We start from the raw sequence: 22,522 nt of genomic DNA on the forward strand, positions 1-22,522 counted from the left end.
TTCTCCCTTACTTGACAATCAGCCCGACGCCGGTGGCCTTTTTCGCACGCGGCTGAGGAGCCGGCCTGTCCAGCGGCGTCGCCAGTTGGCCTTGGCTGATCGGTTCGACCAGGTAAGGCGTAATCAGGATCACCAACTCGGTTTCCTCCCTCTGAAAACGCTGCGATTGGAAAAGGGCGCCGAGAACCGGCACATCTCCTAGGACCGGGAATTTCTGAAGATTGGTCGACAGGCGCCTTTGAAAAAGGCCGGCGATGGCGAAGGTCTGTCCGCTTGCCACTTCCACGGTGGTGTCGGCGCGGCGCACCACGAAGCTTGGCAGGTTTAGCCCGTCGACGACAACGCCTCCTGCCTCGGAGAGCGAACTGACTTCCGGGCGGACATTAAGGGCGATGCGGTTGTTGTTGATCAATGTGGGGGTGAAGAGAAGTGACACGCCGAAGGGTTTGTACTCGACTGTGACCGTATCGCTGCCTCCACCCCCGGGGACAGGCACCGGAACTTCCCCGCCGGCCAGAAAACTCGCCGTGCGTCCGGTCGCGGTGGTGAGATTGGGCTCTGCCAGGATCTTGACCACGCCGTTGCGTTGCAGGGCCTCCAGCAAGACCTCTATGTTCACGTTGTTGGTGCCGATATTGAAGCCGAGATTGGGATCGCTCACGTCCCCGGTCTTGAACATGCCGAAGCTGAAACTGCCGTCGGTCACGGTGGCGTTCCAATCTAGGCCGTAGGCCAGGAGCTCATTCCGTGAAACCTCCGCGAAACGCACGCGGATATTCACCTGTTGAGAACCCATGATTGTGGTGTTGTTGATCGGTGGTTGCCCAGGCGGTGAATAGGTTCGTGCGACGTCGTCGACGGCGAGGGCTTCATCGACCCCCTGCGTCTGCCCGACCGCCACGATCCGGTTGCCGAAGAATGTGAGCTCCGTCATCGAGTTCGGCTGCAGCATCCTCCTGGCGTCCTGCGCGGCGCTACTGTCCACACCGACCCGGAACCGCATCGATGCTTCCACCTGCTGATCGCCAGTTATCGCGATAAGATTGGTGACGCCGGGCTTCAGCCCGAAGACATAGACGACGCTCTCCGAGACGATCTGAAGGTCGGCGATCGTGCTGTCTGCCATGAGGACAGATTCGACGGGCTGGCTGAAGCGCAAGAGTCTGCCCTGGCCGACGTACAAGTCGACCTGCTCTTCGACCGGTGTGGGCGAGCCTGTCTGCGCCTGTGCCACTCCCGCGTACAACGCCATAAGCGCGAGAGCGAGCGCGGCAAAAGACAGGTATGCTAACCGGCGCCGGAACGGGTGGCTCATGCGGTCCCCTCTTACCGCAGTACCGGTAATTCTCATGCAGTCCCCCTCAAAAAAGTATCCTCCATTGTTTGAGTATAACAGTTTACTGATGAGTATAACAGTTTACTGAAATAATTTGCTTAAGCCTGCACCGCCGGCAACGCGACGGCACGGCGGCTGGTACTCTGTGCTTGCCGGCCGGCGATGGTCGCCAGCGGTTGAACGTTGAATTCCGGCGCGAGCTCCTGATAGGAGAGCACGGGCAGCTCCATTTTTTTGTGCATGAGAAGGCCGCGCATATGGCGGCGGACGTCCATCGCCGTCAGCACGACGGGAGCTGTGCCAGCCGACGTCCGAGAGAATGTCTCTTCAATCTGCTCGGCGATGAATTGTGCGTCACGGTCGGACGGATTGAGAAAGGCGCCGGCGGGGGTGGTTTGAACCGCGGCCCGCAAGGCCTCCTCCGCCGAGGGTTGCAGCACATAGGCGGCGATGATGTTGTCGCGATTGACGGCGCGGAAGGTGATCTGGCGTTTCAGCGCCGTGCGCACATACTCTGTCAGCAGTACGGCGTCCTTCTCGCGCTGACCCCACTCGATCAGTGCTTCAAGGATGATGCGTAGGTTTCGGATGGGAACGTCTTCGGCGACCAGCCGGCGCAGGACCTCGGCGATCTTCTGCAATGGCACGGTCTCCTGCGCTTCTCTCACAAGATCGGCGTAGTCGGCCTCAAGGCCGGAAAGCAGTTTGCGCGTCTCCTGAATGCCGACGAAATGATTCGCATAGGCACGCAGCGCGTATTCCACCGACCGGCGAACGATGTCGACCGGCGGAAGGAAGCTCACATGGGCTTCGGCCAACTTCGGTGTATGGTGCGCCTCGGCCCAGACCGGTTTCCGCCAGCCCGCCAGTGGCGAACCTTCGTGATAAGCGATGCCCAGCAGGTCAAGGTTGGCGGTGTCCCCCTCCACGATGACATGGTCGGTCGGGATGTCCGCGGTGAGAATGGGAGCGCCCTCCATGTCCACCCGCAGGCGCCCGAAGCCGAGCATTTCGTCGACGTGCATGCCGATCGGGGGCACCTCGATCCCCAGATCGGCCAGAAGATCATGGCAGATGCGTTCGCTCTCCCGCGCGAAGGCCTCCGCCGGGACGGCCCGGGCAAGCTCCGGTCCCAGTCGGACCACCAGGCGGTGGGAGGCTGGCAGTGCCGCGTTTTCCTCGTGCTCCAGCGCTCGCTCGGGGCCGGATTTTTCGCTTGCCGATGCCGCCGGCGCCGTCAGATCGACGATCGTTCCCTGGTGAGATCGGCGGTGAAGGCCATAAGCGCCTGCGCCCATCGCCGCCCCCAGCACCAGGAACACGGCCGAGGGAAAGCCCGGCACGAGGCTCAAGGCGAAAAGGATCGCCGCCCCGAGAGTGAGTGTGCGGCTGTCGCGCAGGAGTTGGCCAGTGATTTGCCGGCCGAGGTCTCCCTGGTCCTCCGCACCGGCGACGCGGGTGATCATGGTGCCAGCGGCAACGGCGATCAGCAGCGCCGGTATCTGGGCGACCAAGCCATCGCCCACGGTCAGCAGCGAGTAGGTCTGCATGGCCTGGCCGAGCGTCATACCCTGCTGAAGCGTTCCCACGGCAAAGCCGCCGATCAGATTGACGAAGATGATGATGATGCCGGCCACCACATCACCTTTTACGAACTTCATGGCGCCATCCATGGCACCGTAGAGTTGGCTTTCATGTTCGAGTTGCCGGCGCAGGCGGCGGGCTTCCGACTGATCGATATCGCCGTTGCGCAATTCGGCGTCGATGCTCATCTGTTTGCCGGGCAGGGCGTCCAGCGTGAACCGGGCCGCCACTTCGGCCACCCGCTCTGCGCCTTTCGCGATCACCACGAATTGCGCCGTCGTGATGATAAGGAAGACGACGAGGCCGACGGCAATACTGCCGCCCACGACAAAGGCGCCGAACGCCGTCACCATCTCTCCCGCGTCCGCCTGCAGCAGGATCAGCCGCGTCGTCGTGATCGTGATAGCCAGACGGAAAAGGGTGGCCATCAAGATGACCGACGGCAACGAGGAAAACTGTAGCGGATGCGTCACATAGAGTGCCGCAAGCAGGATCAGGAGGCTAAGGGCGATGTTGGCCGTGATAAGAATGTCGACGAGCCAGGTTGGCAGCGGGATCAGCATCATCGCCACGGCAACCAGCATCAAGGTGGCGATGACAAGATCGCTGCGGTGCGACAGCTTGATGAGAAACGGCACGATGCGGTCACGCATGGGCGTGGCCCTCCATGCCGGCGAGAAACTCACGGAAGGATCTGTGTGCCTCGTCTGGGCGGCCAGCTTTCAATAAGGCGCGGCTTTTCAGCAGCGCAAGGGCAGGGTGCCGCGCGTCCTCATCCAAAGCCTCCAGCCGGGCGATCGTGGCGAGCGCCTTGTCCGCCTCGTCGTCCAGGATGAGCAAATGGGCGAGCGTGCGCAGGATGCCGGGATCTTCGGGCGCCAGCTGAACGGCGATGAGCAGGTAGACGACGCCTCGCTTCACTTGCCCATGACATCCATAGAGATGGCCGAGGACATGCAAAAGCTGAACCGTGTCGCGCATTTCACCCGCCGAGCCCTTCCTGCATCCTGTCGAGCAGGCTGCGTTGGCGCTCGATCTCCTCCTCCATCAAGGCTTTCGCCAAATCGTGCAACTGCTCGCCCCCGCTCAGGTTGGGCACCAGATCGGCGATGCAATGCTGCAGGATCGGTACGGAGCGGCGCAGGATGGCCGGTTCCGGTATTTCCGGCGCGACGAAGTGAGCAAGCAGTTCATCCACCGAAGGGGAGGGGTGGGACTGGGAGGAAAACTCTGCGTCGGTGACCGCTGAACGCTCCGGCGAGTCGGATTCACGGGCGCGGCCCGTCTGAAGGTCGACGTTTTCTATGTTCCTGCGCCGAATGGGCTGGCTGCGCAGTGCCTCCTCGTTCCGCGCCTCCCGCTCAGCCGAAGCCGGCCGAGGGGTGTCGATCCGCAGTGCATCCACACGACGCGTCATTGATACTTCAGCGCCATTACGGTGTTGTCCTTGGCCAGAAGCAGCTGCTCTTCCCCGATCTCCTTGATGATCCAGCCGCCGCTGACAAATGCGCCCTCGTGATAGCGGGCGCCGTCGGTGGTGATCACATATGGCCTCTCGCCATACCAGATCGCCTGCAGCGGAAGGCGCGGCGCTTGGCTGGAACCGCCGACCATTACATTGGAGATCAGCAGCAACCGGCCTGCGTGCCTTTCATCGAACCAGGCCTGGACGGATTGCCATGCTTCGGCTTGACGCTCGGGAACGGTCCCCGAGACCATCAGCCGCCCCTCAGCGGCCGTGACGTCGAGATCGCCGATTCCGGCCCGCTCCAGCTGGTGCATTAGGGCGCTGCGGGCCTGCTCCTCTGCCGGAGCCTCCAGCGGCCGCGTGGCTTGCGTACTTGCCAGCATCCAGCTTCCACCTGTCGCAGCCTGGTCCGGCCCGCTTCTGGACAGTGTATTGGATGCGACGGGTACCGCGAATACGGTGGCGATCAGTCCCGCCGCTATTAGGAGCGTCCGGTTGGAGAGCGGGATCGGCGTCGGCTGCGGGCCCTCCAAGCCTACGAGACGGATGCGCGCCTCACCGACGACGGCTTCGACCGGCAGGCGGCATTTGCGCCCGTAGCCTTCAGGGAGGACCTGGCCGTCGCCAAGCGTGATCGGGCCGCCGATCGCTTCTAGATAGACACGGTTTGCCGTCACACGAAGCCGTGCATGGGTCTCCGCAATGTCCGGGTCGCTCAGAACGATTTCGGAATCCACGCTTGATCCGATGGTGAAGGTGGATTCGGTGAATTCCAGCTTCGCGCCAGAATGCACGCCTTCGATGACTTCGAATTCGATGCGCGGTTCGCGGACAGCCGCTTCGTCCCCTGCTCCTTTGAAGCCTGCTGCATACTGCGCAGCCCGGCGCCAAAGCTCCGTCTCCCGCAGTTGGTCGACCAGTCTCGTCAATTCCTTCACCATTCAGGATAGGCTCCCCATGGCACTGTGCTGCGCAAGCCGCCGCGTTGACAATCAATGGTCTGACTGTGGTGTGCCGCCGATCCGGGGTTCGGCGGCACACCATCTCGTCTTTCACGTATCGTCAGGCCTTCTGAGCGGCTTCGCCCATCTTGCGCGAAATGCTCATGTTTACGTCATGCTGAGACTTGGCGATCTCGGCTTTGATGCTCAACGCGAACATCTTTTCCTGGTGCTTGATCATCTTGTCGAGGTTGGCCTCGTTCGACGATCCCGATACAGCCCCGGGTGAAAAGTCGCTCATCATCGGCTCCTTTGAACGTAGGTGAATGGTGTGCATGAACCGTGGCCCGCGCGGGCGGTGGATGCCTGCACGAGATCATCCTAGGCCAAAGGAACAGCAAGTTAAAGTCCATTTGGAATTTTGATGGTACTTAAATTCCATATGTTGCTTTTGTGACAGTAGCGGCGTAACGTTACAAATAGGGGCTAAGGGGTTAGGAAAATGAAGAAAGGGCCTTTGACGGAGTTGCTGCTCGAGCGCTTTGATTCCATGCCGCCGCGGTTGCAGGCGGCAGGTCGCTTCGTACTCGATCATCCCGACGATGTGGCGCTGATGTCCATGCGTGAGCAGGCGAATCAAGCCGGCGTGTCGCACAGCACGATGATGCGTCTGGCGCGCTGCCTTGGGTTGGAGAGTTACGAGGAGATGCGTGCGCTTTATGCAAAGGGATTACGGGATCCCGAACGCGCATTCGACGCCTCCGACCTTGCGGTCGTCGACGAGGAAGGGCAGGAGGGCTTCTCTCTCGTCGGCAGGATGTCCGATACGCTCGCCGCGCAGGTGACGAGCGTGGGCGACTACGTGAATGCAAGGCAACTGCTCCAGGCAGCCGAGACGCTCGCCGGTGCGCGCCGTCTGTTCAGCCTCGGTTTGCGCTCCGAGCATCCGGTGGCACATCATTTCGCGCATGCGCTTTCACTCATGGGTGAGCCGGTGACCCTGCTGGAGGGCGCAGGTGGGGCGGGCGTGGAATTCCTGCGCGACGCCGGCCCGGGCGATGCCATGCTGGCGATCGCCCTTGAGCCTTATACGCGCGCGACCATCGAGATCGCCCGTCAGGGGCGCGAATGCGGGGTGGCGGTCGTGGCAATCACCGATAGCCAGGTTTCTCCTCTGGCGCGGCTGGCGCGCGAGAGCCTGGTTGTGACGGCGCACGCACATGTCGGATTTCAAAGCATGGTGCCGGCTCTTGCCGCCGCGGAGATTCTGGCGGCGCTGACGGCGGCGCATCGCGGTATCGATGTCGACAAGGCACTCCAGAAGACAAAGGAGCGGTTAGCGACGCTCGAAGTCTACTGGCGGCGCTGACCGCAAGCCGTTTACACCGGGGCAGGGGGCGATGGAGTTGGGCATGGAGCGGTGACATTCCGCTAGATTGGAGGGACGTCTGATGGCGCTACGCCGGATTTCTCCGATTCTGAAGACCCCTTGGGAAGCTCTCGCGGCGGTGCGCGCCGTGATGGCCGAGCTGCAAAGGCAGCAGGCCGCGGCTGCGCAGACTTCGCCGCAGCCGACGCAGGTCACCGCCACCAATAACGGCCCGACGACGACAGTCGAAGGCAATCAGAACTTTGTCCGGCCGGCGCTTTATCTCGGCCCGGAAAATTCGATTACGCCGCAATTTTACTTCACGCCGACAGATTATCAGGGCCCCGCCCACCCCGATCAGACGGACACGGAGGCGCAGGAGGCTGCCGAAGCCATCCTGGAGGGTGTCGAAGAGGGCAAGAGCATCGACATCATCGCCGAGGAGCAGGGCAAATCGCGCGAAGAGGTGATCGCCGAGCTCGAGGCGGCCGGCTACACCGTGGAGACGACTGAGCCGGAAAGCGACAACGGCGATGTGCGCACGACCGCGATAACGGATCCTCAGGGCGGCCGCACGGTTACCGAATACTATGATTTTCACCACGATACCTACCATACGGGGGTTCAGGAAGACGGTGAGGAAGCCCTGGGGGCCGTGCGCGACGCGCGCGGCTGGAAGGTCGAGGAGCAATACGATTCCGACACCGGCGTGACGACGACCCGGTACGAGGACGACCTGGGCGATGGCACCGTGGTGGAAGAGACGAGGCTTCCGAGCGGCGTGGTCATAAGGGAGACCACGCCCGAGGACGGCGATACGACCACCGTCGTTATCTCGGGTGGCGAGGAGACCCAGCTCGATCCGGAGCAGGATCCCACGAAGGAGGGAAGCGCGGACATTCTTGAAGATGTCATCGCTGGCAAGAGCATTGCAACCATCGCCGAGGAGCGGGGGCTTACCCGCGAACAGGTGATCGCCCAGCTCGAAGCGGCCGGCTACGACGTAAGCGCGACGGATCCGAGCAGCTCAAACCTTTACACCCAATCGGTCACCATCACCTTGGCCGGCAGCGATGAAGTCGTCGCCTCCTATTCGCGCAATGAACATAACACAACGACGATAGAGTACGTCGACGACAACGGCGATGAGGTCCACCGGATTAGCTATGTCGATGGAAGGGTGATCGAAACCGTTGTCGACATGGAGGGGCGCCGTACCGTCACGACCACGGAGCCTGGCGAAAACGGCGAGACCCGAGAGACCGTCGAGGTGACCTTCAACGGCTACACCCTGACCACCGATCCCGACGGCAACATGGTGCTCAAGAACAACGAGGACGGCACCGAAATCGAGATCGAGCGGGGCAGCCTCGACGAGACGCTGGCGCGCAAGCTTCTGGCGATCAATCCGGAAAGCAATGACCCTGCCCAGGCCGCGGAAGATGAGATCGTCATGACGGTCATCGAGGGCATGTTCGCGGGAAAGACCTACGAGGAGCTCATCGCGGAACTGGAGATCGAAGAGCACGAGCTCGGCCCGGAAGCCCAGCCGATCATTGAGACGGACGAAGAAGGCAACGTGATCGGCATCGATTTCCAGGGCGAGCCGCCGGCAGGGCTGGATCCCAACGTGGAATGGGTGCCGATGAAGGTGGACGGCACCTGGCACTGGGTCCGTTCCGACGTGGCCGAGGAGATCGCGGCCGAGAACGTGACCCTTGGGGAACTGATCAGGCTCCAGGCCGAGATGGAGCGGATTCAGGCGCAGCTCGACGTGTGGGCGCTCGATCCGGACGCTCAAGAGGCAATGGAAGCCGCCGGGATAACGCTCGACGAGACGCTTGGCGAGCACGGTTATCGCTGGGTGCGGCCCGAGCCCGAGGGCAACCTGACGGACGCGCAGGAGCGGCTGTCGAACGCCGAGAGCCGCCTGATGACCGCGGAGGACGCGCTGGAAGCCTATGAGGAATCCCAGCGCCTGCTCGAAGAGGCGATCACGAAACAAGAGAACATGCCGTTCTACCCCGATGGCGAGACGCCGGTCATCACCTCCGCCGACAGCGATTACAACTATCAGGAGGAGTACAAGAAGGGGCAGGCTGCACACGCGGAACTCGATGCGCTGTTTTCTCAGGCCAATTATCAGCGCACCCTGGGCGACAGCCTGGTCAACGATATCACGCTCGCCGATCTGGAGAGTCAGTTCGGAGACGGCGTTGAGGGGCTCCCCGACGACGTCGAGCCGGTAACGATCACGGTTGGGGACCAGGAGGTCCAGGTCGCGCCCGAGGTGGCGGAAGCCTATGAAGAGGAAGGCTTGTCCGCGCTTACCGAGGGTAACCAGCCAGTCGCAATCCAGCGCGACACCGACGGAGACGGCACGCTCGAATGGCAGTGGATCGACCCCCAGACGGCGACTACCTGGCTTCAACTGAAGGCCGAGCAGGACGCGCTCGGAAAGCAGCTCGAGATAGACGGGGCGTATGCCAATCTCTACCAGGCAAGGAGCGACCTGGCCGATGCCGAGGTCGAGTTGGAGGATATCAAGCAGCGGCTATTGGCCGAGTATAACAGCAACAATCCTCAACTGCTCAATGGAGACGTCTATTTAGGTGATTTTCAAGGCAACGAGATCGTCGTGGAAGACGACCAGCTGTGGGTGGTAAATCATTTCGAGGACGGTGAGACCAAGTACCAACTCACGTGGGATAGCGACGATGTAAGCGAGGAGTACCCCTACTATGCGTTCAGCCAGGAATGGCAGACATTCCAGGGAACCAAGCCGGACTCGGACGTCTGCATCGATGGCACCCGGCTCGATATCCTGCAGAGAGCCGAACAGAGCGCCGGCGAGACCGTCAACCGTACGCTGGAAGAGCAGTTAGGCGTCAGGATCGAGAATCTCGGCGAACAGATCGAGGAGCTTGAGGCGGAGTACGACGATCTTCTGGAAGAGCATGGCACCGGCAGCACTGAACCGCCGGAAGGAAGCTTCCCGGACGGTGTCGAGCCGATCGAGATCGGCGGGCGGACGGTCTATGTGCATCCCGACGTCGCGGATGGCTATGAGGCGAACGGCCTCGAAGCGCTGACCACCAGCGATACGCCCGTTCAGGTCGAGATCGATACCGACGGAGACGGCGAAGCCGATGAATCGCGCTGGGTCGATCCGGAACTCGCCTACACCTGGCTCGCACTGGAGCTGGCGCGGGACATGCAGGGAACGCTGGAGGATACCCGCGCCATGGCAGAGTCGGCGGCCGATTGGCTCGCCTTCCAACGCACCCAGCCGCTCGCACCGCTCGACGGTGAGGGCAGGCGCGAGCATCTCCAGGGCCTGGAAAGCGCCTATTTCGAGGAGCGCCAGGGCGATGTGCTCGAGAACATCCAGCAGCAGATCGGAGGGCTTTACGAGAGAGGCTATGACGAGACCTTCCGGCCGATCAGCGAACAGACCGTCATAGAGGCGCTGCATCTGGACACCTCCACCGAGGAAGGCAGCGAGGCGCTCGACAAGGTCATGGAGGAGATCCGCGATATCGGCGGCGATGACGCCGAGGTCCGGGTGGTTCCGATCTTCTACGTCGATCCCGAGAAGGGCATCCAGCAAATGGCGCTCTTCGCCGTCAGGAACGATGAGGGCAGCGTGCGCTACGTCGATGTCGCCGGCAAGGCGTATGATGACGTGGGGGACTTTCAGGACAACAACAATCTGTTCTCCGAGGACGGTCATCTGATCGTGCCGACCGACTTCCAGATGACCCCCGGTTCCGATGGCGAGTTTGCGCTTGAGGTCGTCAAGGCGCGCAATGTCTCCGCGTGGGACAAGGTTGTCGACCCGCTCGTCGGCATCGGCACGGCCATCGCCACCGTTGCCTCCTTCACGCCGGCAGCACCGATCGCCGCTCCGCTGGCCGTCGCGGGCGGCACGTATCTCGGCACGCGCGCCGCCATTCGCCAGTACAACCACCTCCAGCACGGCGGCGAGTGGGGCGAGACGGAATCGCTCATGAACATGGCGATGATCGCGACGACGGCGTTGCCTATGGTCTCCGGCGGGCTGCGCAGCATCGGCATGGTGCGCAGCCTCAACCTGACCAAGGGACAGGCCTTCCTGGCCGGCATGGGCGCGGTGCGCACCAGCGGCGCGGTCAATGCCGCCGCCAACGGCACCCGCCTCAGCCAGCTCTGGCACCAGGTTCCTCATATGCGCCAGGTCGGTGCCTATATGAGGAGCACCGGCGGCCTCAACCTCGCCGCCTATACGCTCGACGGGGGCGCGATGGCGATCGGCGCCCCACTGATGTATGTCTCGGCCAAGGATCTCGTGCAAAATTACGATCAGATGTCGGGTCTGCAGATCGCCGATGCGATCACGGGCCTCACCACGGGGCTTGCGGGCACGGGAATGGGCGCGGCGAGCTTCGTTTCCTATGCCAGGGCTAGATCCGACAGGCCCCCCACCTTCCGTTTCGCCGACGAAAATGGGCAGAACATAACCGCTATCGCCTATGGCGAGCCTCCGGCGAGCGGCGATCGGGTCTATGTTCCGCCGGCCGATGGACCACAAATGCGCGGAGACGATCCGAGCCTGGCCAATAAGACGCATATCCTCGTGCGCGATCCCGAAACGGGAGAGGCTGCCGTGCTCCCCTGGACCAGGGGAGCGTCCAGCGAACATACACCGCCGCCGGGAAATCAACCGTTACCGGCTGAGGGCGGCGACCCGGCGACAGGATCGACCGTGCCGGCCAATCCGCCGGAGAGTTCCCAGCCCAATCCGGGCAATCAGCCGCCCGCCTCCCCACCGTCGGGGCGCGAGGTGAGGGAGCTGACGCTCGCGGCAATCCCCACGCTGACGGATAGCTACCTGAATGCGATCGAGCCGAGGCATATATCTCAGCTTAGCGCCGACCAGGTCGGCGCTCTTACGCCGAGGCAGGTTGGGAAGCTCACCCACGACCAGATTGCGGCCTTCCGGCCAAAGCAGTTGCGGGCGCTGAGCGCGGAGCAGCTGCAGGCAATCTCCCCGAGCCGCCTCGAGGCGATCAAGCCCGGACGGATCAGCTATCTGAAACCGGAGCAGGTGGCGAGCTTTACGCCCGAGCAGGTCGCGGCGCTGACGCCCGATCAGACGGCGAAGATCACCGTCGATCAGTGGAAGGCGATGGACGGCGCGCAACTGCAGAGCCTCTCATCCGAGCAACTCGCGACCCTCACGCTGAAGAAGATTTCCGGACTTGCATCGGAGCAGGTGGCCGCGTTCCTGCCCGAGCAGTTCGAAGCGTTGAGTCCCACCCAGGTGAGCGCCTTCAAGGCCGAGCATTTCAACGCGCTCAATAAGGAGCAATTGAGAACATTTACGGCAGAGCAGATCCAGGCAATCCCCCGGGAAACCATCTCCGGGATCGACAGGGGAATTATGCGCAAGTTCGCGCCGGAGCAGATTTCCGCTTTCACCCTGCGTCAGTTGAAGGCCTTCACCTCCGATCAGGTAGGCGGCCTTAGATGGAGCCAAAGGCTCAAGCTGTCGCCCGAGCAGAGCTCCGCGCTCGGGATCATGAAACCGTCGCTTGCCATTGGTTACACGACTGTTTTGGTCGGCAGCGCGGCGTTCGGCGTGTTGCCGCCGCATATCCTTGCTCCGATTTCCGCTAGCGCCTTCGGCATTCGCGGTCTGGGCATGTTCGTAAAGGCCAAACATCCCGACAAGGTCGGCTCCGACCAGCCCCTCGGTCGGGTCTTGAGGGGGGTGGATGCCATCACTTTTATGCCCAATATCGCCACCGGCGTCATGGGCTTGCCGGAAAGTCCGTTTGTCGGCAGCACCTATCAGCTCGGCAATTTGATGTACGCGGGCAAGTCGATCGAGGAGCTGCGGACCCGCAAGAGTGCCTTCCCGGCAACGGACAAAGTGGCGCTACCACTCTACGCGGCAGGCAGTCTCGAATATATGAGAGGGCCTACAGGCGAACTCATAGGGGATGTCTCCACATTCCCAGGGGTCGCGCCGGACATTATTGCAGGCGGCTTGTTCACCTACGGCTCGGGCCATCTTCTGAAAGATGCCTGGCGTCCTTCCTTGAAGAACGGCAAGCCGGCGCTTGGGCCGCGCGTCGTCCTTGCCGTCACCTTCGGTGGGGGGCTCCTGGCGTTTAGCGCGATGGCATGGGCCGATATAATCGGGGGCGATCAAAGTGCCCCGCCGCCTGGCGACGACACGACACCGCAGGATTCAGTACCCACGCCCGAGCCGGAGGAGCGGCCTACCGAGCCTGAGCCGGAGGAATCTCCCTCCGAACCTCAGGACCCGGAAACGCCGACACCGCAACTCGTCGTCACCGCGGAGGACGGCCTCAACCTGCGCGAGGAACCGGGAACCGCTTCGGAAGAGATCACGGTTCTGCGGCCAGGGTCGTTTATCCACGAAACCGGAGAACGCGAGACGGACGACGAAGGCAACGAATGGCTGGCGGTCACCGGTTTCGGCTGGGACGGCCAGCAATATGAAGGCTGGGTGGATGCTTCCTTCGTCGCCCCTCATGAGGAAGGTGCGCAGGACGCGGACGGCCGCTTCAATCCGCAACTGGAGAGCGAAGGCTACCAGTGGGTGAGCGTCGAGCCCGGTCAAAGCATCGGCAGCATAGCCCGAAGCCGGTCAGCGGATGTGGCCGACACCATCGTGCTGAACATGGACCACATACATGACCCGCATCTGATTTATGCAGGCGATAGAATTTACATGCCGCAATCGGCAACCGCTTAGACAAGTTCATCGTTTCACGGCATCGATGAACTGGTCTAACTCCTTGTTTTGTCGCAATTTCCGACGGAAAGCCGGCTTCCACTTTCCCTAGAATTGCTCTAGCTGCTCTCCGCCGCCAAGGCGGGGCTACGCCTCCCCGCATAGGCAGTCGCCACCGCGCCCGCCAACAGCGCGGCGTGCTCGGCGGCGGGGTTGAAGGGTTCCATGGCAAACGAGGCCGTGAACTGCAGGTCGGACGGGCGCCACTCGCAATCGACGATCCGCAGCCGCCCGTTCTCCACGTGGCTTTCTATCAGGTCACGGGGGAGGGCGCCGATGCCGATCCCCTCGATCACCATCTGTACAGCAGCGGCGAGCGAACTGGTCGGGTACATGCTCGGGATATCGTCCAGATCGCTACTGAGCTTGTGGTAAATTTCGCTGTAGGGCCGGGTGGTGCGGGCATAGGTGATGATGGGAAAACGCAAAAGTTCGCACAAAGTCACCGTCGTGTGCGGCAAATCGGCGTCCGCTGCACAGACCCAGACCAGGGGAAACGGCGGTATCTTGATGTTCTCGATTCCGTACTCGGTGACCGGCCCCATGAGAACCGCCATGTCGATTCGCTGTGCGATCAATTCGGCGCGCAGATTGGGTGTCGTGTCGACGATGAGATCCATGCCGACACGGGGATAATTTTGGCGAAGCTCCTCAAGAAAACGCGATAACCAGGTGTGGACGATGGTTTCGGTCACTCCCAGGCGCAGAACGCCGCTGACCGTTGCCAGGGTGTTCGCCGCCCTTTGCAGGCTGTCGGCAGTCCGCAGCGTGCGCTGCGCGAGCGGCAGCAGTTGCTCGCCCTTTGCCGTAAGACGCACCGTGTTGCTCAGGCGTTCGAAGAGCTGGATACCCAGCGCTTTCTCGAGGCTGGCGATGCGCGCGGAGACGGCCGGTTGCGTCGTGTTCAGCCGGTGCGCCGCCTTTCGGAAGCTGCCCAGCGTAGAAACCCACAGAAACGTCTCCAGCTGTTTGATATTGAAGGGAATCATCAAATCCGATCATGGTCTGTGTGCAATCAAGGTCTGACGATAACCTTGGCCCCAACGGGCACTTTCTCGTAGAGGTCGATAACGTCTTCATTGGTCATCCGGATGCAGCCCGACGAGACTGCCTGCCCGACGGTCCATGGCGCGTTGGTGCCGTGGACCCGGTAGAGCGTATTGCCGATGTAAAGGGCACGCGCTCCCAACGGATTGTCGGGTCCTCCTTTCACGTGGGCAGGTAATATCCGGCCTTCCGATGCGGCGCGTTGGCGCATTTCCTCGGGTGGCCGCCAATCGGGCCACTCTCGCTTGGTTGTGATGCGGTCCTGGCCCTGCCACGCGAAACCTTCCTTGCCGACACCCACGGCATATTTCAACGCGCTGCCGTCGCCGATAACGTAGTAGAGCCGGCGCTGCGATGTGCTTATGATGATCGTGCCGGCCGGCTGCTCTTCGTTGAAAGCCACCTTCTCGCGGGGTATCGGCCGCCAGTCGGACGGGGGGCCTGGCGCGGCTTGCATGCCCGATCTGCCTGGCGCGGCTTGCGTGCCCAATCTGCCCGGCGCGACGACGGTTCGCGTTCCAGGATCGAAGGCCCATGTCCGTGGATCGTATGCGCCGCTCGGCTGTGCCAGCGCGCCGGATGCGGCAGCAACAAGTAGCGCCGTCAGTGCAGCGACCCACCATACCATACGCGTCGGACCATGCATCTTGAAGCTGTGCCTGCTCATGACCGTGCGGGCGGCCCGATAGAGGTATTCAAGCGCCATTTGCCAGATCCACCATCAGCTCTCGGCCAAAAAACTCGTGAACTGCCACAGCACTACCAGATTGCCGCTTGTGCAACAATTGGAACTGTTTTCATTAACATAGTCCAAATGGACTTTTCTTTTCAGCCCCAGCGCGATAGTGTGCCGATCGAAGTTGCGGCCAGCACTGGCTGGCGTCCGTCGGCTACGGGTCAATCGGGCGATATCGGATGAACTCCAGCAGCGGCAGGACAAACCGGCTTTCCGGCAGGATATTGGGCTTCGCCGCGGCGGTATGGCTATGCGGAGCTGCGGTCCACGTCTCCGCTGCGGAACCGAAGTGGCCCACGGGGACCTACAAGTACATCCCCATCGATCAAGAGGTGGGGGAGGCACTTCGCGAGTTCGGCCGAAACATCGGCATGCCGGTCGCGGTGAGCGACCAAGTCAAGGGGCGCCTCGGCCATGGTATGCCGGTCGGTACGGCGCGCGAATTTCTCGAGTGGATATGCGACCGTTACGGGCTGGTCTGGTTTTACGACGGCACCGTCCTTCATGTCGCCGCGGAAGCGGAAGTGCGGACCGAAATGGTGAAGCTCGCGCCCGAGGATACACAGGCCGTCCGTGCGCGCCTGGACAGGATGGGGCTCAGCGATCCTCGATTTCCGATCCGGCTCGTGGAAGACGAGAACATAATGTCCGTTTCCGGTCCCGCGGCCTATGTCGACGCGGTGAAGAGAGCGCTGGGCCTCTTGTCCGGGCCGGCGACGTCCCATGTTGCGCGCACGGATGGTTCGCCGAAGCAAAGCGCCGCGCGCGTTCGCGTGTTTCGCGGGAAAAGCGCCGAAGCCCGCTCTGTTCCAGCCAATGCACAGCAATGAGGGAGAGAGAAGAATGAAAGTTGACGATTTCACGGCCAATGCGCGGATGCAGGCGGATATCAAGGCGAAGGCGAAGGAAGAGATTCTGCACGCGCAGATAGAGAGCGTCCTGGCCGAGCGCCCGGCGCTTAAAACCGGCCAGCCGAACCAGCTCAACGACGCCGCGGTCAAGGCGGCACAGGAGGCTCAGGACGGCGAAGAGTGACATCTTGAAGCCGCAAGGTCCGACCGCCGCCGATCAGGAGTGAGACCATGGAAGCCACATCCGCCGCAGTGCCCTCGCCCTTGCCGGCCGAGATACAGCCGACCCAGGTGCAGGTCACGATGGAGCAACAGCTTTTCGATTACCTGGTCGAGATCGAAAAAGGCTTGGGGGCGGCGGGCCAGTTCACCGATCCCTCCGCCCTAATAGGGACGACGTTGAAGACCGTCGACGGGATTGCGCAGCAGGCGCGCGAGGCTTTCGAGAAAGCCAACGCCGGTTTCTCGACCGCAACCGACCCGCAGGCCGATGCGGCTGGGCCCGACGGCGGTCGAGTGCCCGAGGAAAACCTTGCGCTCTCCCTCGATCGGGCGATCTCGGTCATGTGGGCTGCGGCAAACGTGTCGATGACCGTCAATGGTATGACCGCAGCGACCTCATCGGCCAACACGCTGATCCAGCAGCAATAGAGGCGGTGGCGAGCCAGTGGGAAAAGCGCCGATGCCGCCGTCCTTTTGCACACGTTGGATGAAGAGGGGCCGTCTGGCGCTGGTCGCCGTGGGTCTGATGGTGCTGCAGGCCTGCTCGGTCGAACTCTACACGGGATTGAACCAGCAAGAGGCCAATGAGATCGTCGCCACCCTGGTACGGCAGGGCATTCCGGCCCAGCGTAGCGCCGGCAAGGACGGCACCATGACGGTGACGGTGGAAAAAGGGCGGTTTGCCGAAGCGGTAGCCACGCTCGATGAAGCCGGGCTTCCCAAAGCGCGGTTCGAGACGCTGGGCGAGGTGTTCAGCCGTGACGGCCTGGTCTCTTCCCCGGTCGAGGAGCGGGCTGCCATGATCTACGGTCTGAGCCAGGAGCTTTCCCGTACGATTTCCGAGATCGACGGTGTCTTGTCGGCACGCGTCCATCTCGTGCTGCCGAACAACGACCCTTTGCGCAGGGACGCCACGCCTTCCTCGGCCTCGGTTTTCATCCGCCACCGCGCGGCGGTGGCCATGGATAACTTCATCCCGCAGGTGAAGATGCTCGTTGCCAACGGCGTCGCCGGGCTGACCTACGACAATGTCTCGGTCGTTCTGGTGCCGGTCGAGGGCAGGGCGGCGACGGCATCGGGCGAGCCCGGTTTCGTCAGTTTCTTCGGCCTTTGGCTTCATCCCGATAGCGTTTCCCGCGCGCGGTGGCTGTTTTTCGGCCTCGGTCTGCTCGTGCTGGGTCTAGTGGGCAAGCTTGGCTACGACCAGTGGCTCAGGCGCCGCAATGTCTATTCCCTGCCTGTACCCGCGAAGAAGCCATGACGCAAGAAAACGGGATCGAGCCCGCAGGGCAGGGCGAATGGCTTGCATTCCTCCGGGAACCCGCCGCCTACGCGGCTCCCGAACGCTTGGCGCCGTGCTTCGCAGGGGCGGTCAGCTGGCGGGGGTGCGAACGCCTGCTCGCCGAAAAGCGGCTGCGTCCGCGCCTTTCCGCGCTGCTTAGGCGGCAGTACGACCTGCCGTCGGTGATAAACGAAGCCGAGGAGGATTTCGATCCGGACGACCGTCTGATCGCGCTGTCGAGTGGAGAGCGCGTCGCCGATCTGGTCCTGCGGGCGGGAGCTATCTACTGGGCGAACACGATCGCCGGCGCCGTGCTCGGGCGCGAGGCGGCAGCCTTGCGAACCGCCCTGGGCGGCGAATTGTGCGCGCTTGCCGTGGCAAACAAGGATATTGCAGGCCCGCCGCAACCCATCGGTCCGGTCGAGACGTTGCGCGACCGGGTAGAGGGGGATGGCTGGAAATGCCTGGCCGCCTGGCGTCATGCGGTCGATCCGGCGATCGGTGCTCGTTTCCGCCTGAAGCTGCCGCTCTCGGCACCGCTCGACGACGCGCCGGAGGAATCGTTTGCGGCAAGCGGCCCGGCGATTGTGCGCAGGGCGGTGCATTGAGGCATCGTTCAATGGGGGACGGGATGATCGAGGAAGACGCCGCAATAGCGTTCGACGAACTGTTGCCCGCGAAGCCCGCGGGCCGTGTCCTGCGCCCCGCGGACGCGCGTGCGTGGAGGGAAGGCTTTGCGTTTCTCGAAGCGGCGCGCCGCGAGGCGCGCCGGATCGAGGAGAGCGCGCGGCAGGCCTATGCCCGCGAATACGCGCAAGGCTACGAGGACGGCAAGGCCGAGGGCCAAGCCGAGGCCGCGCGGCTGGTCAACGAGACCATGGTCAAGGTCGACCGCTATCTGGGTGGGGTCGAGAAGGACGTGGTCGCGCTTGCGCTCGATGTCGTGCGGCGGGTGCTCGGCGATATGGATCTGAACGAGCGCATCGCCACGGCGGCCAGGAAGGCCGTCGCGGACATCAGGCGGGCGAAATACATCCGCGTCACCGTCCACCCCGACGCCGTTGCCGCGGTGAAGGGCGAACTCGTCGCATTGGCGGAGGAAGGATCGCTCGGCACCACGCTCGAGGTCGATGGCGACGGCACTTTGGTCCCCCAAGCATGCATCGTCGCTACCGATTTGACGGTATTCGATGCCAGCATCGAAGCACAACTCGAGGCGCTTGCGGTGGCGATCGGCACGGACACGGAGGCCGTGCGATGAGCGGCGCGCCGCTACACGTTGACGACCGGCTGTCCGGTATCGTGCCGCGCCTGCGCGAAAGGCTGCGCGATGATGCAGTCCACCCGCGCAAAGGCCGCGTCCGGCAAGTGGTCGGCGTGGTTATCCACGCTGCGGTGGACGAGGTGAGACTTGGGGAAATTTGCGAGCTCGTGGACCCCAAGACAGGACGGCGCGCGAAGGCGGAGGTTGTCGGCATTGCCGACGAGGAGGCCATTCTCGTGCCGCTTGGTGACCTGACGGGGCTCTCCAGCCTGACGGAGGTCATCCCCACCGGGAGAGACCTCAGGATACCCGTGGGGCCCGGCCTGCTCGGCCGGGTGATCAGCGCGCTCGGCGAGCCGCTGGACAATGCGCCCTGGCCGCCCGAGGGTATCGAAGGCACCTATCCGGTGCACGCCTATCCTCCGCCTCCCTTGTCGCGGGTGCTGATTTCGGAGCCGATTCAGCTCGGCGTCCGCGCTCTGGACGGATTCTTGAGCTGCGCGCGCGGTCAGCGCTTGGGGATATTCGGCGAGCCCGGCGTGGGCAAGTCGATCCTGCTCGCCGACATCGTGCGCGGCACCGATGCCGATGTCGCGGTGGTAGCGCTCGTGGGCGAGCGCGGGCGCGAGGTGCGCGAATTCGTCGAGCGTCAGTTGAGTTCCGAGGGAAGGGCGCGCACCGTCATCGTCGCCGCCACGTCGGACCGCCCGGCGATCGAACGGGTCAAGGCTGCCTACGTGGCCACCACCATCGCCGAGTATTTCCGCGACCAGGGAAAGCACGTCCTCCTGGCGATGGACAACATCACGCGGTTCGCCCGCGCCCAGCGCGAGATCGGCCTGGCCTCGGGCGAGCCGCCGACCCGGCGCGGCTTTCCCTCGTCGCTGTTTGCGGCCCTGCCGAAACTCCTGGAGCGCTCGGGACCGGGCGAGCACGGCTCGATCACCGGTCTTTATAGCGTGTTGACCGAAGGGGACAGCACGCTCGACCCCGTGGCGGAGGAACTGCAGGCGCTGCTCGACGGCCACGTGTTCCTGTCGACCGATCTCGCCCGCCGCGATCACTTCCCCGCCATCGATGTCCTGCGCAGTCGAAGCCGGCTCATGGAAAGCATCATTTCGCCGGAGCATCGGGCGGCCGCCGGCAAGCTGCGCGCGTTGCTGGCGCGTTACGCCGATGTCGAACTGCTCCTGCGCGTCGGCGAATACGAGAAGGGCTCCGATCCGATCGCCGACGAGGCGATCGAAAAAATCGATCGGATCAATGATTTCCTGCGCCAGGCCCCCAGCACATGGGAGACCATGGCGCGAACGCGCAAACGCCTGCAGGAGATCGCCGATGAAGGATCGTGAGACGATCGCCCGCCTGCGCGACCTTCGCCGCCTTCGTGAGGAACGCGCGATGGAAACGGTCATTCGGCGGCGAGCGGTCCTGAAGGGTGCGCAGAAGAACACCCAAGAGGCGGTCCGGGCGACCAAGACGCACATGCGGGAGACGGAGCTCGCCGAGCAATCCGAGTTCGGACCGTTGCTCGGGCAGACGGTTGATGTGCATACTATCCACCGCATTCAAGGCCGCTTCCAGAAAGCGGCGCTCGACGTCGCCCACCTGCGCGATGTCGAAGGGCAGGCGGCCGCTGCCGAACGGGATTGCAGAAACGAACTCACAAAGGCCCGCGATGACCACCGGATGCGCCGGCGGGCTGTGGCAAAGCTGGACGGGCTTCTGGAGCGGCTGTCGTTGAAGTCGATGCAACGCGACGCGGCGCGCGAAGAAAGCCGTGAGGAAGAGGCTGCCGCCGGCCTCGCCAGCCACAGAGCAAATGGCAAGGCGTAGCCCGATGTCAGGAGCGATCGCGGCCGAGAGACCGAAGAAGCGGGGCGCGCCGGCCAAGAAGCCGGCCAAAAGGAAGACGCAGAAGCCGGCCGCGAAACCGCTTGCGCCACGCGCCATGGCGCAAGCGGCTATGCGCGCGTTCAACGCCGTCTATCGTGGGCGCGCACCTTTCGAATTCGTGGCCGCCGGCCAGAAGCTCTCGGTGTTACCCGAGTGGGGGAAAACCGATGCCTCTCCTCTCGCCGGGGCGGTGGTCGGCTTCTCCATCGATGAGGATCACGGCGAACTGGTCTTGCCGCCTTCCCTGGTAGAGGGGTGGACAACGAAGATCGATCCCGAGGCCGACACCGCTCGGCTCGCCCCGGAGCATGCAGCCCTTCTGCTCGAATGCGTGCTTGCCAAGGAAATCGGCTGGCTTGAGACGCGTCTTGATTGCAGGATCGCCATAACGGCGGTGGAGGGCGGGCAGAAGGCCCCAGACGAAGGCGCTTTCACCTTCAAATTGGGCCGCGGGAAAGATGCGGCGCACTGCGCCTTGGCGTTGAACGCCGACTGGGCGATCCGGCTTGGCAACCTGCTGGACGACACCCAGAAAAGACAGCCTCCCCTTCGACTGGACGTACCGGCGAGCGTCAGCATCTGGCGCGGGGTGACGAGCATCTCCCTCGCCGAACTCAGAGCTCTTCAGCCAGGCGACATCATTCTGCCGGAGGAAATGAACCCGCGGCACGAGACCGCGGTCGCGATCTTCGCCGACCGTTTCGTCGCGCCCGTGAAGGCCGCCGGCGAAGGCTGGCTTCTGATTGGCGCGCCGCGCGCCGTGGTGGCAACAAGATGGGAGTGGATGATGGACCATGCGAAGAAACCGGGGGCGGCGGCGATCGAGGATTCCGATCTTGAGGATCTGCCGGTGACGCTCGTCTTCGAACTCGCCCGCGTGGGGATGTCGCTGAAGGAGATCAGCGCGCTGTCGCCGGGCGCGGTTGTGAAGGTCGCCGACGTGGCAGACCAGTCGGTCGACTTGCTGGCCAACGGAAAACGGATCGGCCGTGGCGAGATCGTGAGGATCGGAGAAGGGCTTGGCGTGCAGGTCACGCGGATCTTCAGAAATGCTTGAGAACGCCCCCAATTACCTGGGCATTCTGGTCGCCATCGGTGTCATCGGCCTCTTTCCGCTGGCGATCGTGACCATGACTGGATTCCTGAAGATATCGGTCGTGCTCTTTCTCATCCGCAACGCTCTCGGCATCCAGAACACGCCCCCCAACCTGGTGCTTTACGGCATCGCGCTCGTGCTCACGGTCTTCGTTACCGCGCCTTTGCTCGGCGAAATATCCGCCCGGCTGGAGGAGAACCAGATAACTTTCCAGTCGGGCGAAGATATTTCGCAAGCGGCCGAGCTGGTGCGTGAGCCGCTGAAGCGGCACCTTCTGCACTTCACGCGGGAGGAGGAGCGGCAATTCTTCCTCGAGGCGACCGACCGGCTCTGGCCGGAGGGCACGCGCCGTGACGTCCGGCCGGACGACCTTTCGATCCTCGTGCCCGCCTTCGTCGCCTCGGAACTCAGCCGCGCATTCGAAATCGGCTTCCTTCTCTACCTGCCCTTCCTCATCGTCGATGTGGTGGTGGCCAGCATATTGATGACGCTCGGCATGATCATGGTTCCGCCGGTGCTGATTTCCATACCGCTGAAGCTATTTCTCTTTGTGGCGATCGAGGGCTGGTCGCGGCTCATGCAGGGCCTCATCCTGAGTTACGTCTGATGCAATCGGAGGCCGGCG

Annotated in this window: 20 protein-coding genes; 12 read left to right on the forward strand and 8 right to left on the reverse strand. The window is 63.1% G+C overall.

The annotated features are described in order from the left end of the window. Positions 1–7: 7 nt before the first annotated feature. From GPJ75_RS07860 to GPJ75_RS07885, 6 genes are all read right to left on the reverse strand, one after another. Positions 8–1,315, reverse strand: coding sequence for a type II and III secretion system protein family protein (locus GPJ75_RS07860; protein ID WP_163266843.1), 1,308 nt, complete (start codon positions 1,313–1,315; stop codon positions 8–10). Positions 1,316–1,434: 119 nt separating this feature from the next. Further along, on the reverse strand, positions 1,435–3,573 hold the full coding sequence (gene sctV / locus GPJ75_RS07865; RefSeq protein WP_163266845.1) for a type III secretion system export apparatus subunit SctV: 2,139 nt from the start codon (positions 3,571–3,573) through the stop codon (positions 1,435–1,437). Continuing rightward, the gene (locus tag GPJ75_RS07870) at positions 3,566–3,901 is read right to left on the reverse strand and encodes a tetratricopeptide repeat protein (RefSeq protein ID WP_163266847.1); all 336 of its coding nucleotides are present in this window, start codon (positions 3,899–3,901) and stop codon (positions 3,566–3,568) included. The genes sctV and GPJ75_RS07870 overlap by 8 nt, the downstream gene beginning before the upstream one ends. Position 3,902: 1 nt before the next feature. After that, positions 3,903–4,337, reverse strand: a complete 435-nt coding sequence (locus GPJ75_RS07875; RefSeq protein ID WP_163266849.1) for a hypothetical protein — start codon at positions 4,335–4,337, stop codon at positions 3,903–3,905. Continuing rightward, the gene (locus GPJ75_RS07880; protein WP_163266851.1) at positions 4,334–5,329 is read right to left on the reverse strand and encodes a SctD/MshK family protein; all 996 of its coding nucleotides are present in this window, start codon (positions 5,327–5,329) and stop codon (positions 4,334–4,336) included. The genes GPJ75_RS07875 and GPJ75_RS07880 overlap by 4 nt, the downstream gene beginning before the upstream one ends. Before the next feature lie 121 nt (positions 5,330–5,450). Continuing rightward, entirely contained in the window at positions 5,451–5,630 is a 180-nt protein-coding gene (locus GPJ75_RS07885) for a hypothetical protein (RefSeq protein ID WP_163266852.1), read from the reverse strand. A 201-nt stretch (positions 5,631–5,831) separates the two neighbouring features. Here GPJ75_RS07885 and GPJ75_RS07890 point away from each other — a divergent pair, with 201 nt between their 5' ends. Both GPJ75_RS07890 and GPJ75_RS07895 read left to right on the forward strand, forming a co-directional pair. Then, positions 5,832–6,698, forward strand: a complete 867-nt coding sequence (locus tag GPJ75_RS07890) for a MurR/RpiR family transcriptional regulator (RefSeq protein WP_163266854.1) — start codon at positions 5,832–5,834, stop codon at positions 6,696–6,698. 82 nt (positions 6,699–6,780) lie between these two features. Next, a complete protein-coding gene (locus tag GPJ75_RS07895) occupies positions 6,781–13,464 on the forward strand; it encodes a DUF4781 domain-containing protein (protein ID WP_163266856.1) in 6,684 nt (2,227 codons plus the stop codon). Positions 13,465–13,562: 98 nt separating this feature from the next. Here GPJ75_RS07895 and GPJ75_RS07900 read toward each other — a convergent pair whose 3' ends face one another. Then, positions 13,563–14,492, reverse strand: a complete 930-nt coding sequence (locus tag GPJ75_RS07900) for a LysR family transcriptional regulator (protein WP_163266858.1) — start codon at positions 14,490–14,492, stop codon at positions 13,563–13,565. 26 nt (positions 14,493–14,518) lie between these two features. Further along, positions 14,519–15,196, reverse strand: coding sequence for a L,D-transpeptidase (locus tag GPJ75_RS07905; protein ID WP_425483130.1), 678 nt, complete (start codon positions 15,194–15,196; stop codon positions 14,519–14,521). 269 nt (positions 15,197–15,465) lie between these two features. On the opposite strand from GPJ75_RS07905, the gene GPJ75_RS07910 reads away from it, so the two are divergent. The 10 genes from GPJ75_RS07910 to sctR are packed head-to-tail and all read left to right on the forward strand — an operon-like array spanning position 15,466 to position 22,504. Next, complete coding sequence (locus tag GPJ75_RS07910) at positions 15,466–16,116, forward strand: type III secretion protein (RefSeq protein WP_246248968.1); 651 nt, start codon at positions 15,466–15,468, stop codon at positions 16,114–16,116. Between the two features lie 13 nt (positions 16,117–16,129). Further along, positions 16,130–16,321, forward strand: coding sequence for a hypothetical protein (locus GPJ75_RS07915; RefSeq protein ID WP_163266860.1), 192 nt, complete (start codon positions 16,130–16,132; stop codon positions 16,319–16,321). A 47-nt stretch (positions 16,322–16,368) separates the two neighbouring features. After that, a complete protein-coding gene (locus GPJ75_RS07920) occupies positions 16,369–16,788 on the forward strand; it encodes a hypothetical protein (protein WP_163266862.1) in 420 nt (139 codons plus the stop codon). Positions 16,789–16,846: 58 nt separating this feature from the next. After that, positions 16,847–17,620, forward strand: a complete 774-nt coding sequence (sctJ, locus tag GPJ75_RS07925) for a type III secretion system inner membrane ring lipoprotein SctJ (RefSeq protein ID WP_246248969.1) — start codon at positions 16,847–16,849, stop codon at positions 17,618–17,620. Next, positions 17,617–18,249, forward strand: coding sequence for a SctK family type III secretion system sorting platform protein (locus GPJ75_RS07930; protein ID WP_163266866.1), 633 nt, complete (start codon positions 17,617–17,619; stop codon positions 18,247–18,249). The genes sctJ and GPJ75_RS07930 overlap by 4 nt, the downstream gene beginning before the upstream one ends. Positions 18,250–18,272: 23 nt before the next feature. After that, positions 18,273–18,902: a type III secretion system stator protein SctL gene (gene sctL, locus GPJ75_RS07935; RefSeq protein ID WP_163266868.1), complete on the forward strand. Its 630-nt coding sequence runs from the start codon at positions 18,273–18,275 to the stop codon at positions 18,900–18,902. Continuing rightward, entirely contained in the window at positions 18,899–20,257 is a 1,359-nt protein-coding gene (locus tag GPJ75_RS07940) for a FliI/YscN family ATPase (protein ID WP_163266870.1), read from the forward strand. The genes sctL and GPJ75_RS07940 overlap by 4 nt, the downstream gene beginning before the upstream one ends. After that, positions 20,244–20,741, forward strand: coding sequence for a type III secretion system stalk subunit SctO (gene sctO / locus GPJ75_RS07945; RefSeq protein ID WP_163266872.1), 498 nt, complete (start codon positions 20,244–20,246; stop codon positions 20,739–20,741). The genes GPJ75_RS07940 and sctO overlap by 14 nt, the downstream gene beginning before the upstream one ends. Before the next feature lie 4 nt (positions 20,742–20,745). Continuing rightward, on the forward strand, positions 20,746–21,858 hold the full coding sequence (gene sctQ / locus GPJ75_RS07950; RefSeq protein WP_163266874.1) for a type III secretion system cytoplasmic ring protein SctQ: 1,113 nt from the start codon (positions 20,746–20,748) through the stop codon (positions 21,856–21,858). Continuing rightward, positions 21,851–22,504: a type III secretion system export apparatus subunit SctR gene (gene sctR / locus GPJ75_RS07955; RefSeq protein ID WP_163266876.1), complete on the forward strand. Its 654-nt coding sequence runs from the start codon at positions 21,851–21,853 to the stop codon at positions 22,502–22,504. Before sctQ ends, sctR begins: the two co-directional genes overlap by 8 nt. Positions 22,505–22,522: the final 18 nt, after the last annotated feature.

Origin of the sequence: Chelativorans alearensis, assembly GCF_010993735.1 — a bacterium.
Classification (GTDB): Bacteria; Pseudomonadota; Alphaproteobacteria; order Rhizobiales; family Rhizobiaceae; genus Chelativorans; species Chelativorans alearense.

Excerpts from the sequence above, each read along its gene's own strand:
- GPJ75_RS07860 (WP_163266843.1), bottom strand. The coding sequence starts at position 1,315 with ATGAGCCACCCGTTCCGGCGCCGGTTAGCATACCTGTCTTTTGCCGCG.
- sctV (WP_163266845.1), bottom strand. The coding sequence starts at position 3,573 with ATGCGTGACCGCATCGTGCCGTTTCTCATCAAGCTGTCGCACCGCAGC.
- GPJ75_RS07870 (WP_163266847.1), bottom strand. The coding sequence starts at position 3,901 with ATGCGCGACACGGTTCAGCTTTTGCATGTCCTCGGCCATCTCTATGGA.
- GPJ75_RS07875 (WP_163266849.1), bottom strand. The coding sequence starts at position 4,337 with ATGACGCGTCGTGTGGATGCACTGCGGATCGACACCCCTCGGCCGGCT.
- GPJ75_RS07880 (WP_163266851.1), bottom strand. The coding sequence starts at position 5,329 with ATGGTGAAGGAATTGACGAGACTGGTCGACCAACTGCGGGAGACGGAG.
- GPJ75_RS07885 (WP_163266852.1), bottom strand. The coding sequence starts at position 5,630 with ATGAGCGACTTTTCACCCGGGGCTGTATCGGGATCGTCGAACGAGGCC.
- GPJ75_RS07890 (WP_163266854.1), top strand. The coding sequence starts at position 5,832 with ATGAAGAAAGGGCCTTTGACGGAGTTGCTGCTCGAGCGCTTTGATTCC.
- GPJ75_RS07895 (WP_163266856.1), top strand. The coding sequence starts at position 6,781 with ATGGCGCTACGCCGGATTTCTCCGATTCTGAAGACCCCTTGGGAAGCT.
- GPJ75_RS07900 (WP_163266858.1), bottom strand. The coding sequence starts at position 14,492 with ATGATTCCCTTCAATATCAAACAGCTGGAGACGTTTCTGTGGGTTTCT.
- GPJ75_RS07905 (WP_425483130.1), bottom strand. The coding sequence starts at position 15,196 with ATGCATGGTCCGACGCGTATGGTATGGTGGGTCGCTGCACTGACGGCG.
- GPJ75_RS07910 (WP_246248968.1), top strand. The coding sequence starts at position 15,466 with ATGAACTCCAGCAGCGGCAGGACAAACCGGCTTTCCGGCAGGATATTG.
- GPJ75_RS07915 (WP_163266860.1), top strand. The coding sequence starts at position 16,130 with ATGAAAGTTGACGATTTCACGGCCAATGCGCGGATGCAGGCGGATATC.
- GPJ75_RS07920 (WP_163266862.1), top strand. The coding sequence starts at position 16,369 with ATGGAAGCCACATCCGCCGCAGTGCCCTCGCCCTTGCCGGCCGAGATA.
- sctJ (WP_246248969.1), top strand. The coding sequence starts at position 16,847 with ATGAAGAGGGGCCGTCTGGCGCTGGTCGCCGTGGGTCTGATGGTGCTG.
- GPJ75_RS07930 (WP_163266866.1), top strand. The coding sequence starts at position 17,617 with ATGACGCAAGAAAACGGGATCGAGCCCGCAGGGCAGGGCGAATGGCTT.
- sctL (WP_163266868.1), top strand. The coding sequence starts at position 18,273 with ATGATCGAGGAAGACGCCGCAATAGCGTTCGACGAACTGTTGCCCGCG.
- GPJ75_RS07940 (WP_163266870.1), top strand. The coding sequence starts at position 18,899 with ATGAGCGGCGCGCCGCTACACGTTGACGACCGGCTGTCCGGTATCGTG.
- sctO (WP_163266872.1), top strand. The coding sequence starts at position 20,244 with ATGAAGGATCGTGAGACGATCGCCCGCCTGCGCGACCTTCGCCGCCTT.
- sctQ (WP_163266874.1), top strand. The coding sequence starts at position 20,746 with ATGTCAGGAGCGATCGCGGCCGAGAGACCGAAGAAGCGGGGCGCGCCG.
- sctR (WP_163266876.1), top strand. The coding sequence starts at position 21,851 with ATGCTTGAGAACGCCCCCAATTACCTGGGCATTCTGGTCGCCATCGGT.